This window comes from Celeribacter marinus (genome assembly GCF_965656515.1).
In the GTDB taxonomy this organism is placed as follows: domain Bacteria; phylum Pseudomonadota; class Alphaproteobacteria; order Rhodobacterales; family Rhodobacteraceae; genus Celeribacter; species Celeribacter marinus_D.
Genome location: NZ_CBFHKW010000067.1, coordinates 1 through 13724, shown reverse-complemented (window position 1 = coordinate 13724; position 13724 = coordinate 1). Strand labels below are relative to the sequence as shown.

The 13724-nt window shown below is 55.5% G+C and carries 19 protein-coding genes and 1 tRNA gene; 3 read left to right on the top strand and 17 right to left on the bottom strand.

Features of this window, described 5'->3' with window-relative positions; all coding sequences use genetic code 11:
- The 10 genes from ACTG34_RS12200 to ACTG34_RS12155 all read right to left on the bottom strand — a co-directional run.
- On the bottom strand, window positions 1–138 hold a 138-nt coding region (locus ACTG34_RS12200), incomplete at its 3' end, for a DNA gyrase inhibitor YacG (protein WP_439105161.1).
- Window positions 135–1169 (bottom strand): ribonuclease E/G, encoded by a 1035-nt coding sequence (locus ACTG34_RS12195; RefSeq protein ID WP_439105160.1) that lies wholly within the window; start codon window positions 1167–1169, stop codon window positions 135–137. The genes ACTG34_RS12200 and ACTG34_RS12195, both read right to left, overlap by 4 nt.
- The gene (locus ACTG34_RS12190; protein WP_439105159.1) at window positions 1166–1741 is read right to left on the bottom strand and encodes a Maf family protein; all 576 of its coding nucleotides are present in this window, start codon (window positions 1739–1741) and stop codon (window positions 1166–1168) included. Before ACTG34_RS12190 ends, ACTG34_RS12195 begins: the two co-directional genes overlap by 4 nt.
- Before the next feature lie 3 nt (window positions 1742–1744).
- A complete protein-coding gene (gene infA, locus ACTG34_RS12185; protein WP_008186030.1) occupies window positions 1745–1963 on the bottom strand; it encodes a translation initiation factor IF-1 in 219 nt (72 codons plus the stop codon).
- 152 nt (window positions 1964–2115) lie between these two features.
- Complete coding sequence (locus ACTG34_RS12180) at window positions 2116–2574, bottom strand: low molecular weight phosphatase family protein (protein WP_439105158.1); 459 nt, start codon at window positions 2572–2574, stop codon at window positions 2116–2118.
- A 4-nt stretch (window positions 2575–2578) separates the two neighbouring features.
- The gene (locus tag ACTG34_RS12175; RefSeq protein WP_439105157.1) at window positions 2579–3058 is read right to left on the bottom strand and encodes a UPF0262 family protein; all 480 of its coding nucleotides are present in this window, start codon (window positions 3056–3058) and stop codon (window positions 2579–2581) included.
- Complete coding sequence (gene hisD, locus ACTG34_RS12170; protein WP_439105156.1) at window positions 3051–4364, bottom strand: histidinol dehydrogenase; 1314 nt, start codon at window positions 4362–4364, stop codon at window positions 3051–3053. Before hisD ends, ACTG34_RS12175 begins: the two co-directional genes overlap by 8 nt.
- A gap of 165 nt (window positions 4365–4529) precedes the next feature.
- The gene (locus ACTG34_RS12165) at window positions 4530–5009 is read right to left on the bottom strand and encodes a DUF2948 family protein (protein ID WP_439105155.1); all 480 of its coding nucleotides are present in this window, start codon (window positions 5007–5009) and stop codon (window positions 4530–4532) included.
- A 10-nt stretch (window positions 5010–5019) separates the two neighbouring features.
- Entirely contained in the window at window positions 5020–6288 is a 1269-nt protein-coding gene (gene murA, locus ACTG34_RS12160; RefSeq protein ID WP_439105154.1) for a UDP-N-acetylglucosamine 1-carboxyvinyltransferase, read from the bottom strand.
- Window positions 6281–6454: a hypothetical protein gene (locus ACTG34_RS12155; protein ID WP_439105153.1), complete on the bottom strand. Its 174-nt coding sequence runs from the start codon at window positions 6452–6454 to the stop codon at window positions 6281–6283. Before ACTG34_RS12155 ends, murA begins: the two co-directional genes overlap by 8 nt.
- Before the next feature lie 189 nt (window positions 6455–6643).
- Here ACTG34_RS12155 and ACTG34_RS12150 point away from each other — a divergent pair.
- Window positions 6644–6718 (top strand) — tRNA-Thr (locus ACTG34_RS12150).
- A 153-nt stretch (window positions 6719–6871) separates the two neighbouring features.
- On the opposite strand, the gene ACTG34_RS12145 is transcribed toward ACTG34_RS12150, so the two are convergent.
- The 7 genes from ACTG34_RS12145 to ACTG34_RS12115 all read right to left on the bottom strand — a co-directional run bounded on the left by ACTG34_RS12145 (window position 6872) and on the right by ACTG34_RS12115 (window position 11503).
- Window positions 6872–7156: a type II toxin-antitoxin system RelE family toxin gene (locus ACTG34_RS12145; RefSeq protein WP_062220127.1), complete on the bottom strand. Its 285-nt coding sequence runs from the start codon at window positions 7154–7156 to the stop codon at window positions 6872–6874.
- Window positions 7146–7394, bottom strand: a complete 249-nt coding sequence (locus ACTG34_RS12140) for a type II toxin-antitoxin system Phd/YefM family antitoxin (RefSeq protein ID WP_062220125.1) — start codon at window positions 7392–7394, stop codon at window positions 7146–7148. The genes ACTG34_RS12145 and ACTG34_RS12140 overlap by 11 nt, the downstream gene beginning before the upstream one ends.
- Before the next feature lie 480 nt (window positions 7395–7874).
- Window positions 7875–8372 (bottom strand): hypothetical protein, encoded by a 498-nt coding sequence (locus tag ACTG34_RS12135; protein ID WP_439105152.1) that lies wholly within the window; start codon window positions 8370–8372, stop codon window positions 7875–7877.
- A 302-nt stretch (window positions 8373–8674) separates the two neighbouring features.
- The gene (locus tag ACTG34_RS12130) at window positions 8675–8977 is read right to left on the bottom strand and encodes a winged helix domain-containing protein (protein WP_439105151.1); all 303 of its coding nucleotides are present in this window, start codon (window positions 8975–8977) and stop codon (window positions 8675–8677) included.
- A gap of 107 nt (window positions 8978–9084) precedes the next feature.
- Window positions 9085–9279 carry a helix-turn-helix transcriptional regulator gene (locus tag ACTG34_RS12125; RefSeq protein WP_062220117.1) on the bottom strand — a complete coding sequence of 65 codons (195 nt, stop codon included), beginning with the start codon at window positions 9277–9279 and terminating at the stop codon, window positions 9085–9087.
- A 97-nt stretch (window positions 9280–9376) separates the two neighbouring features.
- Window positions 9377–10318, bottom strand: a complete 942-nt coding sequence (locus ACTG34_RS12120; RefSeq protein WP_439105150.1) for a hypothetical protein — start codon at window positions 10316–10318, stop codon at window positions 9377–9379.
- On the bottom strand, window positions 10319–11503 hold the full coding sequence (locus ACTG34_RS12115; RefSeq protein ID WP_439105149.1) for a tyrosine-type recombinase/integrase: 1185 nt from the start codon (window positions 11501–11503) through the stop codon (window positions 10319–10321).
- A gap of 663 nt (window positions 11504–12166) precedes the next feature.
- Here ACTG34_RS12115 and ACTG34_RS12110 point away from each other — a divergent pair.
- Both ACTG34_RS12110 and ACTG34_RS12105 read left to right on the top strand, forming a co-directional pair.
- Entirely contained in the window at window positions 12167–12409 is a 243-nt protein-coding gene (locus ACTG34_RS12110; RefSeq protein ID WP_439105148.1) for a hypothetical protein, read from the top strand.
- Window positions 12410–13287: 878 nt separating this feature from the next.
- The coding region (locus ACTG34_RS12105) for an IS110 family transposase (RefSeq protein WP_439105147.1) at window positions 13288–13724 on the top strand (437 nt) is incomplete at its 3' end.

The following is a 13724-nucleotide window of genomic DNA, read 5'->3' as shown; positions in this document are numbered from 1 at the left end:
GTCTGCATCCTCGGGATCATTGGAGGGAATCGCGTATCCCCCGCCCAACCACTTGGCCAGATCGACATCCGCGCAGCGGCGTGAGCAGAAGGGTTTGTAGCGCGCGTCGGTCTTATCGGCACAAATCGGGCAGCTCATGCATCCAGCCTCGTCAGCAGCTCCGTAAGCGGGAGGCGTGCACGTTTGCGTTGCAATTCATAGTGCCCCAAAGGTGTGAAGCCTGCAAGCACCGTGTCGATGCCATCAGCCTTCAGGGCGCTTTTCAACGCAGCCTCAAAGCCGCGACGGTCTTTCTTTGGCATGGGAGCAAGGTCGATGGTAATTTGTCCGCCCAGTCCGCGCAGGCGCAGTTGGCGTGGCAAGTCTTTGGCGCAGGCAAAGTTGGCCCGCGTTCCGGCTGCAAAGGATCCGTCTGCGCCTGTGTTCACGTCAACAGCGGTGAGGGCGCGTGTCGGTTCAATGTAGAGCGAGGCACCGCCCGCAAGGCGCACGTAGGCGTTCTTGAGCGCGTCAATCGCCTCTAACACACCGTGGCTGTCAAAGCTGCCGGCTTCCGTCACCACATCTGCGGGTTCAACCCAGTCGCGCCACGCGAGGACATGTGGGCCGTCGCCTTCGGTGAGGGTCTCGGGGGTGTTGCCCGTTTCGCCTACAACCGTTTGCGCCAAATCAACCATCGCCCGCAGATCCTCGGCGATATCCTCATCTGCTGCGTCTTCACAGGAGGAGCGCAGGATAAGGCCCATGTCCAGTCCCTGCATTTCGTCTTTGGCAATCATCATCAGCGTGTCGCGGCGGTCGTCGTCGCGGATCTGGCGCGAGATGTTCAGGCCAGGCGCGTCGGGGGTGACAATCGCGTAGCGAGATTTGAACAGCAGTTTGCCCGTTACGGGCAGGGCTTTGCCTTCTTCGGCGTAGCCCGTCAGCTGCACGGTCATCATGTCGCCCGGCGCAATGCCCTTAACTTGCTTCAAAAAAGCGTTGCCATCGGGTGTTTCCAGAAACATGCCGCCCTGGCCCTTAACAGGCTTCATCGCACGGGCGCGATAAATGGTTCCGGGGCGGGGTGCATCCGCGTCGATAAGCAGGTCGTGGAGCTGCCCGTCGACCATAAGGGCGGCGGCTTCGCGCGTGCCCAGGTGGTCCAAAATAATCTGACGGCCCTTCATGATGCCCTCCAAAGCGGGTAGCCCGCGGCTTGCAATAGCCCTGCCGTTTCTGCCAGTGGCAGGCCGACAACGGCGGTGAAAGAGCCTTCGATCCATGGGATCAGAGCACCAGCGGGGCCCTGAATGCCATAGCCGCCTGCTTTGCCCTGCCAATCGCCTGTGGCGATGTAGCCAGCAATTTCGGACTCCGACAGGCGCTTTATTTTGACCGAGGTGACGACATCACGTTCCCAAAGGCTCTCGCCTTTCTTTACGGCGACAGCGGTGATCACACGGTGTCTGCGCCCTGACAGCGCGCGCAGAAAGCGTTCGGCTTCTGTGGCGTCGTCGGGCTTGCCCAAAATGCGCCGTCCAAGCGCCACAGTGGTGTCTGCGCAGAGCACGATCTCGTCAGGCGTGGCTACAACAGCCAACGCCTTCTCCCGTGCCATCCGCGTACAATAGGGGCGCGGCAGCTCGGCTTTCAGAGGTGTTTCGTCAATGTCGGGTGGACGAATGTCATCGGCCACAACGCCAATTTGCGCCAGAAGTTCCTTCCGACGCGGGCTGCCTGAGCCGAGAACAAGTTTCATAGCTTATTTAAAACGGTAGTTGATCCGACCCTTCGTCAGATCATACGGCGTCATTTCGACTTGGACTTTGTCGCCAGCCAGAACGCGGATGCGGTTCTTGCGCATCTTGCCTGCCGTATGTGCGATGATCGTATGGCCGTTTTCCAGCTCGACCAGGAATGTCGCATTCGGCAGGAGTTCCTTTACGACACCGGGAAATTCGAGCAATTCTTCCTTGGCCATGTTCTCTCCATGTTTGTTTCACCCGCCAATTTGCGAGTGCGTGCAGTAAATGCGCCTTTGGCAGTGGATTTTCAAGGCTGATTCCGCGTTTTGGCACAGAGATATTCGGTTTGTGGCCTCAATGGCGAAAAAACGACAGCTAAATCAACGGCTCAAGCGTCTTTTGGGGTGCCGAACCGTGCCGTCATGCGTGCAATGATTTGATCACGTGTTTGGCGGTATGCGTCAAGCTTGGCCTCGCGGGTTTGACCGATGCCGGTAGGGTCCATGATCGGCCAATACTCGACGTCCAAGTGATAACACCGTGTCATTTCAAGGGCTTGCCTCTGAGATGCAGGCGATAATGCGATCACGAGGTCATAAGATGAAATATCGTCGCCCCAGTCTTTCATGTCGTCAAACGAGCGGGACCTGTGCCGGTGCAGCGCGATTCCCATTTCTTCACAAACAGCGACGGAAAAGCCGTCGATTTCCATGTCACTTTTAACACCTGCGGATTGAACGTAGGTGCCTGTACCGTAAAACTTTTTCATCAACCCTTCGGCCATCGGTGAGCGCACGGCGTTATGATCGCAGCAGAACAGGACGGAATGGGGGAGTTCTGCGGTCATTCAATCAGGCCCCCCAATGTAAAACACAGATGAGTGTAAAGAGGCGGCGCGCAGTCAACGTGTCGACCTCGGCCTTGCCCTCGAGGCGCTCTTGGAGAACGCGTGCGCCTTCATTGTGAATGCCACGCCGCGCCATGTCTATGGCCTCGATCTGTGAGGGCGGCATCGTTTTGACGGCGTCAAAATAACTTTCACAAATCTGAAAATAATCTTTCACCACCTGACGGAATGGCCCGAGCGACATATGGAATTCTGCCACTTTGTCGTCGGCTTCGTTGGCGAGATCGAACACGAGCCGCCGCTCTCGAATACACAACAATAGCTTGAATGGCCCAACGGGAACCTCGCGGTCGTCACGAGGCGGCAACGCAAAGCTGTTGTCTTCAAGCAGATCAAAAATTGCGACTTTGCGTTCCTGTTCTATTTCAGGGGTGGGCGGCGACAGCCCGCTGTCGTCAATCTTTACGGATACCAGTTTACTCATCAATTCCACCATTTACACGATCTAGGCGCGCGCGGACCGATAGGCCGTGCGCCTCTAGACTTTCGGCCTTTGCCAAACGTTCCGCAGCCGGACCAATCGCGGCCAAAGAGTGCGGTGTCATTTTAGTCAGCGTTGTCCGCTTCATAAAGTCAAGGACAGACAGGCCAGAAGAGAAGCGCGCGGAACGGGCCGTGGGCAAGACGTGGTTGGGCCCCGCGATGTAGTCCCCAATCGCTTCGGGCGTGTAGGCGCCGAGGAAAATAGCGCCTGCGTGGGTCACTTTTGCGCTTAGGGCATCGGGGTCTTCGACACATAGCTCGAGGTGCTCCGGGGCGAACCTGTCGGACAATTCTGCAGCCTCGTCCAAGTCGCGCACGGTGATAATAGCGCCAAAGTCAGCCCAAGATTTTCCCGCAATGGCGCGGCGCTCAAGGGTCTCGAGACGTTTGGATACTGCGGCCGCAACGGCCTCGCCAAAGGCGGCGTCATCGGTGATGAGAACCGACTGGGCGCTTTCATCGTGTTCGGCTTGCGATAACAAATCTACCGCAACCCAATCGGGATCGTTGTGCTTGTCGGCAATCACCAAAATCTCTGAGGGTCCGGCGATCATATCAATGCCGACCTTGCCGAATACGCGCCGTTTCGCAGCTGCGACAAAGGCATTTCCGGGTCCGGTAATCTTATCAACTGGAGCAATGGTTTCAGTGCCGTAGGCCAAGGCCGCAATCGCTTGTGCGCCGCCGATGCGGTAAATCTCGTCTACGCCTGCAATCCGCGCCGCCATAAGAACCAGCGGGTTTGCAATGCCGTCAGGCGTGGGAACTGTAATGGCCAGTCGTGGCACTCCTGCGACCTTTGCGGGGATGGCGTTCATCAAGACGGAAGAGGGGTATGAGGCAAGGCCGCCGGGCACGTATAATCCAGCAGCGGCAACGGCCGACCACCGCCACCCAAGTGTCGCTCCGTCAGGATCCGTCCACATTTGATCATCGGGGATTTGGCGCACATGATAGGCGCGAATGCGCTCTGCGGCCACTTCCAGTGCGGCACGATCCTCGGCTGATACTTGGGCGCAAAGCCCCTCAATTTCCGTGTCTGAAAAACGTATCATTTGAGGTGTGATCTGCATGCGATCAAACTTTGCAGTCAGCTCAATTACAGCGTCATCGCCACGTGCGCGGACATCGGCAATGATGCGCGCAACGGCATTGTCCACATCAGGACTATCCTCGCGTTTCATTGCCAACAGCGCGACAAATCGCTCTTCAAAATTACGGTCGGTCGTGGATAAGAAATGGGGCATCGCGGTCTCCTTGTGTCCGAATTAGCGCAGCAGACCAAAGGTCACAAGTGTGTGGACTAGATCTCGAACGAAAAAGGTCTCATCAGCGCACGCTGAAAGTTGCCTGTTCGTAAGCGGAACCTCGACATCTTCTGCGCGATGATCCTTTGAATAGGCAGTGATCCGTTATTCAGGATGTGACGGCGCTTTGTGTGAGGGTGCAACATATGGTCGCGTGACGTCTTTGAGCGTGGCGTCAATGGTCTCAACATCCAGTGCGATTGCGCCATCTCCCGCGAGCGTGATTTCGATGCGTCCCGTTCCGTCCTTGCCGGCATGAAACGCGAGCGCGAGAATGGAGACAACGGTATCTTTGTTGCCGCCATCGACGCCCATGGAACGTGCTTTGCTCACGTCATCAAACAACAATACCGATTGTACGCGTTCCACATCGCGGCCGCGTGCTTGCGCTGCGGCGACATCTTCCCACCGGAACCGATTGACGAGCATGGCAAAGCGGCGCGTCGTTGCGTTAAACGATATCTCTGTGACGGGCACAACGCCGTCTTGGACAAGGGTTGAGAGTACAGTCAAATCATCTGGGTCAAGCGCCTTGAGGTGCAAAGGTGCCTCTCCGCCGTCTTCAAATCGTGCATCCTCGACCATTTTGATCTCCTTAGCCTTGAATGCGCTCGATGTGCGCGCCGATGCCCGAGAGTTTGCGTTCGACAAATTCGTAGCCGCGATCAAGGTGGTAAATGCGGCTCACAACCGTTTCACCCTCAGCTGCGAGGCCCGCAAGGATCATTGACACGGATGCCCGAAGGTCCGTTGCCATCACTTGTGCGCCTTTGAGTTTATCAACGCCGCGCACGATCGCCTTGCCGCCGTGGACCTCAATGTTGGCTCCCATGCGGATCAATTCCGGCGCGTGCATAAAGCGGTTCTCAAAAATGGTTTCTTCCAATTCTGATGTGCCGTCAGCAGTGCACAAAAGCGCCATCATTTGTGCCTGAAGGTCTGTCGGAAAGCCGGGGAAAGGCTCTGTGACAACATCGACGGCCTTGACCCGATCACCCGTTCGTTTCACCGTGAGGCCGCGCGCATTTTCTTGCACGTCGATCCCTGCAAGGTTCAGCTTTTCAACGAAGCTTTCGACAAGGCGCATTTTGCCGCCCAAACAGGTGACTTCGCCACCGCAAATCGCCGGGGCAAGCATGAATGTACCAAGCTCGATACGGTCGGTGACAACGGGGTGTGTCGCGCCGTGCAGCCGGTCTACGCCTTGGATTTCGATGCGCGATGTGCCGTCCCCCTCAATCTGGGCGCCCATCGCACGCAAGCAATCCGCGAGGTCGATAATCTCTGGTTCACGTGCGGCGTTCTCCAACACAGATGTGCCCTTGGCGAGTGAGGCCGCCATGAGGAAGTTTTCTGTGGCACCCACAGAGGGGAAGCGCATTTTGTGCACCGCCCCTTTGAGGCGGCCTCCTTTTACTTTGGCGTGCAAATAGCCATCCTTGAGTTCGATTTCGGCCCCGAGCGCCTCAAGAGCGGTGGTATGTAGATCCATCGGGCGCGCCCCAATGGCGCAACCGCCAGGCAAAGAGACAACAGCATGGCCAAGGCGTGCCAAAAGTGGCCCAAGCACAAGGTTGGAGGCGCGCATTTTGCGCACGATTTCGTAGTCCGCCAAGGGGGTAATGTCGCCGTGGCTGGACATAGCTTGAACTTTGCCCTCTTGAAGCGACGACACTTCCGCGCCGAGTGACGTCAAGAGCGCTGTCATGGTCTTTATGTCGGACAGGCGCGGCGCATTGGTGAGCGTCAACGGCTCTTCCGAAAGCAGGGTTGCAGGCATCAGAGTCAAACACGCATTTTTCGCGCCCGCGATTTCGATGTCACCATTGAGCGGGCCACCGCCACGTACCAAAATACTATCCATTGCTCTCGCCTTGCGCCTTGTCTTTACTCTGATCGGTGTCGTCGGCGCGCGCGCGTGCCTGTTGCTTGCGGCGCGCAAGGTTAGCCTTGAGTGCCGCCTTTAACCGCGCATCACGGGCGTTTATGGGCGCTTTTGCGCCAGACGAATGATCAGGTTTGTTTGTCATGGCCTTCCATGTAACGGCTGGTGTGTGGCCCGTCCAGTGCTCGCCACCATCGTCACCATGTCCGCGCGGTTTTGAGGCGCGTCTGCCACCACTGGGCCGCCGGCAGATTCAAATCCTCGCCCGTAGGGTGGTTTTGGACAAAAAGCCCTTGCGTAGGCACGCGTGAGCGTCTAATCAGCCGCCCACGGCGCTGCTGTAGCTCAGAGGTAGAGCACTCCCTTGGTAAGGGAGAGGTCGAGAGTTCAATTCTCTCCAGCAGCACCATTTTTGCAAAAAATATTAAGCAAAATCAATGAGATGGGCGATGATTGGGAAATTCAATCCCCCTTTCTGTCCCCCTTTTGGCGTTTGCTTGAAACGATTTTCTTGTTGTTTGTGGTGCTCTTATCGGCACGCACGGGGAAACGTGCGGTGCGGTTACTTGCGCTTTGAGGCGTTGCGATAAACGGCGTTTCTCTCACGCTTGCCCACCGCTACCACGCTCACGACGATTTCCGATTCCCTGACTTCATAGACAAGGCGGTAGCCCGAAGAGCGCAATTTGATTTTGTAGCGGTTCTGAGCGCCGTGAAGCCGTGAGGCGGGCACATGCGGGCTTTCGAGCCTTTCGGCTAACTTCTTCTTGAATTGCTTGCGGATGGTTGCGCCTAACGCATTCCATTCTTTCAAGGCTTCCTCACGGAACCTTAGGTCATAGGTCATCCAACGACACCGCAACTTCGCGTTGATCGGCGCGGGCGTTTGCGATGGCGTTCAACTCGGCATCCTCAAGGCGTTCAATCATCGCCTCATATTCCAAAGCAGGGACGCAATAGAACGCGGGTTGGTTGCGGTTCAATATCGCAACGGCGGCACCTTCGCCCGCCCCAATCGTTCCCATCGGGTTGCGTTTGAGTTCGGTCACGCTAGCGGTGACGCCCGCAAGGATTGTGTGTGCCATGTTGGCCCCCAAATGAAAGGATCGTTTTAGAGTGCCTTAAATAGCACCTTTAATAGCGCTATTCAATATCAATGAGTTTCACAACAGATTAACGCCCCGCGCAAACACTGGCCCGTTGTTGAGTTTTCGGACGCCGTAAAAAGGCGAATGCCTATTCCATCATTTTTCGAACTTGGAACGCCTCGCGTGGTGGTCCGATTGCTTGCCCAACTTTTTGTCTTTGTTTCGTCCGCGTGAAAAAATCACGGGGGAATGTCAGTTCCCTATCCATGTGCTCAAAGATTGAATGTCCCCCCCGCCTCACGGCTTTGAATGGGTGAGGGGGGCATGGCAAAGTTCGACGTGCTCAAACTGGAAACCTATCGTCCCCGTGCGTGTGCAATATCATCTCTCAAAACTAGGGGTGTGGGGTGGTATATTAAGGTTGTCTTGTTTTTTAGGACGGCGGCACGGCGAAAACGGCCCTGTTCGTCTTGTTTTTTAAGACGGCCCGTCTTGTTTTTTAAGACAGGGTTTTGTTTTTCCGTTTGCGCCGTTCGGATTGTGTGCGGGGGTATTGGCCACGGAATAGTCGCCACCCTCGCACCACTCCTTGAACAACTTGCGCCCGCCGTTTTGATCGGAATGCGACAAGGCCAATTCGGTCAATTCAAATTCAGCCGACCGCGCGTGACCTGATGAGCCTAAGACCGCGTGCCGCGTCACCACGATAAAGCCCTTTGCCTGTAAGTCGTGCAATGCCTTTGCCGCCGTGTTCGGGTTTGCGCCCATACGGTCGGCCAATTGCCTCACGCTCAAACTGATTTTGCCGTTGTTGTTTGCATGCGCCCCCCGCCATTCGAGTTTTAGCCACGGGTAGGCCGCTTGCGCCGTGAATGAGAGCGCCCGCCATGCGGGCGTCTCCATCGTTGCTCTAATCATCTTGGTGAAGTGGTCGCCGCCGTTTTGGGGGCTTCCCTTCTTATCGCGCTTGGCCATTGCCGCCCCCTTTCGTGCACAGGGCCACCCACAGGCGCAGTGCGGCGCTTCGCCCGCCACATCTACCCAAAAGCAGTAAGCGCGCACCACGGCGGCAATTTGCGGGCCTTTTGGCATAGACGGCATAGCCGCCACCGTCCGCGATAAGCGCAAAGGATGAGCCGCGCGGCGCGGCGTGTCGGTCCATCATCCGCGCGCCTCCCCAAAGATGATGGCGGCAAGCATCACGGCGCGTTCTGGCGTGACGCCCCAGCGCTGGGACAGGTAAGCAATGCGCAGGGCGGTGAGTTGGCTATGCGTGCTCATTGCAACACCGCCTTACCCACGATTTCAGTGCGCAGGACATAGCGGCCATGCGACCCCGCAAAGGTGCCGCCGTGCTCTTCTTCGACGGTTTCAATGTCCACGCCCAACTTGCGCAAATCAAAGATATAGCCCGACCAACGGGGCGCGGGTTCGGTGATGGGTGTGCAGCCTTGCGGCCCCGCGTCTATGAGCCGTTCGAGCGCCCAACGCTTGCGGCCCTTAATCGTAATTTCAAAGCGGCGCCCTGTGTCGGTTTGCGCCGTAAAGCGGGCTTTGCCCATCCGTTGATTGATAGTCATATGTTACCTCGTGACTTGTTGCCACGGGCCAACTTTGCTACCTTTGCGCGTGTGTAGACCGTTCCAAAGATAGCGCCGCCGCCCATGCTGAAAGGGTGGCGGCTTTTTTATGCCGCGTTGCGATTGGCTTTCGCCTGTTCGATCACTTGGAGAATTTCCGAATGCGGCCAACGCGACAACGCGCCTAGCTTGATCGGCTTGGGGATGGTCCCATCGGACACGCGCCGCCAAAATGATGAGTCGCTAAGACCCAAAAGGGGCGCGGCTTCTTTTGCGGTTAGAAGGGGGTCAGTGTTGGTCATTGGTCAGCCTTTGCAGTTGGTGCGATTGGCTGACAGGGTGCGGCACGGCAAAACCGTTTACCGATGGTTTGAAGCGATTTCGAAAGAAACCAGTGGTCTATTTCTTAAAAGCGCCTGATTTCATTGCATTACTTAATTCGTGAAGAAACTCCGAAAGCCATGTGTCAAACCACTGTTTTGCATAGAGCCGACCCGCGCGATGAAAGAGCCTTTCACTTGGTTCCTGCATGGCGTCATAGTCACTGGCAAGTTGCCGTGCCTTTCTAATGCGTTGGGAATCAGAGCACGCAAGGAAGTCAGCTGAACTTTCAAACGCCAACTGTGATAGCTTAGCGATTGCCTGAGCCTTTTTGTCCGCCTGTCCGCCCTTTTGGCCGTTGACGCGATTTTGTTCCGCGATTTCGTAGTATCGTTGTGCAGCGGCTTCGTGCTCACGCTTCCACCACGCATCGCGATATAAAAACCCAATTGAAAATGCAGCTTCCATAATACTTGTTGACTGTAGGTTTAGGTTTTTAACAATTTCTGGACCTGTAGTACCCGTCTCCAGAATGTCTTGCACGAGAGTTTCCGCACCTTTCTCAGGGACCATAAGTTCCTGAATTAACCCGTAAGCGTCAATTATATTGACCTCATGCCAACCGCTTTGGTTCGGGTTGCCTTGATACAATAACTTGCCAAATTTTGTCCTTATTGGTGCGGATAACGCGTCTGTGAGCACGTCTTCCCAAAAGTCGTCTGGTACAGAAACTGATAATTGCGTGTGCGTTTCAAGGCCTTCGCGCATTGTTGTAGCCACAGCCTCGTGAGTTTCTTGATACTCTAATGGGGTGAATGCTTGAGATGCCCATTCCAAGGCATCCGACACCAGTGGTAGGTACTCAACCTGTGAAAGCTCACGCCTATAAGCAGTTAAGCCAATATCATCGCCACGGTGCGGCTTGCCATGTCTCCAATCTAATGTGTCTGCCAATTGGCTCAAGTTTCTATCGTAAAATGTGGTTTGTTTAACGTGAAAATCTATTAGCTTTTTTGTCACTCAACCAATCCTCACTACTTTACCCGCCTTGGCGGTTACATGGTTGGCCCAGCGCGTGTGAAGCGCGTGGCGTTGCTCTAGAAAATCCGTGCGCTTGTAGGCACGTTCGACGTTGCCGCCTGACACATGCCCGATTGCGGTTTCGGCCACATCGTTTGGCGTGCTCGTGGTTTCGGCAATCCAATCGCGAAACGAGGACCGAAACCCGTGCGGGCGGTAGTCCATGCCAAGGCGTTCCATGTGGCGGCTCATGGTGGCGTCCGAGATAACGCCCTTGCGCACGCTTGGGAAAAGATAGCCCTCACGCGCGTGCCGCTTGGCATCCTCTATGACCCACACCGCCTCTTCGCTCAGGGGCACCCTAAACGCCTGTGTTGCGCCCTTGCGGCCCTTCACCAGTTCTGGGGGAATGGTCCACACGTTGCCTTCGATCTGGTCCACATGTGCAAAGCGGATCGGCGCAGACCGCAACCCCGTGAGGATGAGCAAGCGCAAGGCGAGGTGTGTGACGGTTCCGTCCGTGAGGGATTGGTAGAACGCGGGCACTTCGCGCCACGGCATTGCGGGGATGTGTGTCGTTTCGTGACGTTGCCGCCCCAAAAGCGCACGGGCCTTTTCTGGGGCTTGTAGATCCACATCCAATCCAAGCGCGGCGGCATGTTTCAGGCACAGGCCAAGACGGTTAAGTGCCTTACGTGCCGTGTGCGCCTTGTCGTGCCAAATGGGTTTGAGCGTGTCGCGTATGTCTATCTGGTCGATTTCGACCACGGGCACGCGGCCTAGTTTGGGCAGCACATGAATGCTGAGCGGGCTTAACCAACGCCCCGCCACCCCATCGTCTTTGAGTTCGGCCTTTCGGCTTTCAAAAGCATCGGCGGCAATATCGGCAAGGGTGTGTAAATTGCGCTCGGCATCACGGCGGGCCTTTTCGCGGGCTTTGATCGGGTCAACATCATCACGGACCAACGCGCGGGCCTTGTCAGCCTCACGGCGGGCATCGGCCAAGGAAACGGCGGGATATGCGCCCAAACCCATCTCGCGCCGCCTACCGTGGACAGTGACGCGCAACACCCATTGCGCACCGCCATTCTCACGCTTGACCAACCACAGCCCGCCACCATCGGCAAACTTGCCCGCGCCAAGTGACGCGGCGGCCTTCGCACTAAGTCGATTTTTGATTCTCAAATTCAATCCACCTTTCGGGGACGGGAATCCTATCCCCCTTTCTGTCCCCCTTCTAGATGTAGTATAGGGTGAAAATGAATGATAGAGCATGATTGCATTTGGATGCACATGAATGGGGAAATACCCTAATTTCAAAAACTTGGAATATTCCTGACAATCTATGACCACTACATGTAGTGCCATTCAATTCTCTCCAGCAGCACCATAAATTTTCATTTATGATCATGTATATATTGATTTGCAAGCTGCGCAGAACCTTGCCCGGTTGAGGCGAGTTGCGAAGCGTGCATATGTGCTGGCGGTGGGGTTGTCTTTGGGGCGCTTTCGTGTGGCTCCTGATCTCTCGCTGCAGCCAAGTGGGCGTAACGTTCCCAGTCAGGTGATAGCGTTATGTCAAAGGTCTCTGCTACGAATCGTATTTTGACCGGCGCGCTAGACATCAGGTTGGGTGTTGACGCATAAGGGTGGCGCGCTGCGGACATGCTATCCTTTACGGCAGATTAGGCAGCTAAATACAATTTTGTATAATCAAAAGTGTTTGTTGCGAGCCAAATGAACTGTGTCTGGGTAGGCACATCACGACCAACCGCTCATGTTATTATGCCCGTGCTCTGCCAAAAAATGTACATTCACGACCTGATAAGAAATCAAGAGGCACGTGATATGTCCTACCACAATGATAGCAGTTCCGAGTTTTTGGGTCTGCGTACGACTCGAACTGGCCGCATGCAGGTGGTCTATGATGCGCGAACTGGGAACCGTGTCGTGCTTGATATCGAGCCGATGTCGACGCCAAAGTCCGAGATCGACGCCGCGCTTAAAGAAGGCATTGGCGCGCGCAATGTTTTGGGCGGTGTGCTGAGCGCGCTCAAAGCACGAAACATCGGCGTGGATTTCGCTGTCTGAGTGCTCTGATGAGCTAAATCTGAACCGCTTGGCCGCACGCTCTACGCAGTCGCTCGGTCTACGTCTTTCAGTATCGCTAGAACACGTGGGGTGGGATGCAGGCACTAATTTACAAAGCACCTATCGTCGATCTTCAAATCAATCCCGCAAAAATTGGGGTTGCGCTAGGTGATCACGCCGAGCTGGAGTTGGACGCTGAGAGGCGTGTTGTGGTCCACTTGCTAAAAGAGCCGCGTCTTCCGTTTGGCTTAGGTCGCCAGTCGCGTATTCGTGCTGGCTTTTTGGCCCCTCAAGCAGCAGTTTTAATTACGCCTGCTCTCATACGAGACGCGGCGCTGCGCGTTCGCGTTGTTGAAGTTGAACCTGCATTTGTGAGATCAACCGCCCGCGGTTCGATCTGCTTGTCCGTTTGGGGAAATCCAAACGACTTAGGCTAGATTTGCGTCCATCACCGCGTGTTGCGATGGCCCCATGGCGGGCTACATGATTTAGGTCGACCCTCTCAACATTCCCTCGGATTCGAAGGGGCCGAACGTTTATGTCGCACAGCGAGCTAAACACCCTTACGAGATGCAGCTGGGACTTAATTCACAACGCGTACATCGCGTCTCAATTAGATCAATGAGTTAGAAGAAAGTTGGCTGGGATGGTAGGATTCGAACCCACATTTCCAAATGCAATCTAAGCCTTTGGTCTCCAATAAATACGATCAGATACCCTGTCCGGATGTGATGCAGTGATGTTGCCCACTCTGAAGGGCGAAGTAAACAAGTTTTGGGCTTCAGGTTGGGCAGAAAGCATGCGTAATTGGGCTGACCCTGCACTTTGGTCGAGCTCCCGATAGGATCAGAGCAGAACTGTGAACAAGGGAGACAGAAATGGACTATTATGTTGGGTTAGATGTTTCACTTCGGTCGTGCGCGCTGTGCATTATCGATAGTAAGGGCAAAGTTTACCTCGAGCGCGAACTTCCATGCGAAGTCGAGGACATTGCAAATTGTCTGGAGACTTTTGCGCACCCCATTGAACGGATCGGCTTTGAAGCCGGAGCAATGAGCCAACATCTGTTCTTTGGTTTGCAATCAGCTGGGTTCGACGTCGTTTGTATGGAGGCGCGTCAGGTGAGTGCCGCGTTGTCTGCCATGCGGAACAAAACCGACAAGACAGATGCAAAAGGCATTGCCCAGATTTTACGGACAGGCTGGTTCAGCCCTGTTCACATGAAGAGCCGGGAGGCCCACAGGTTAAGGGCGCTTTTGAGCACGCGTAAAGCGTTACTCAAGAAGACGATGGATCTAGCCAACGAAGTACGAGG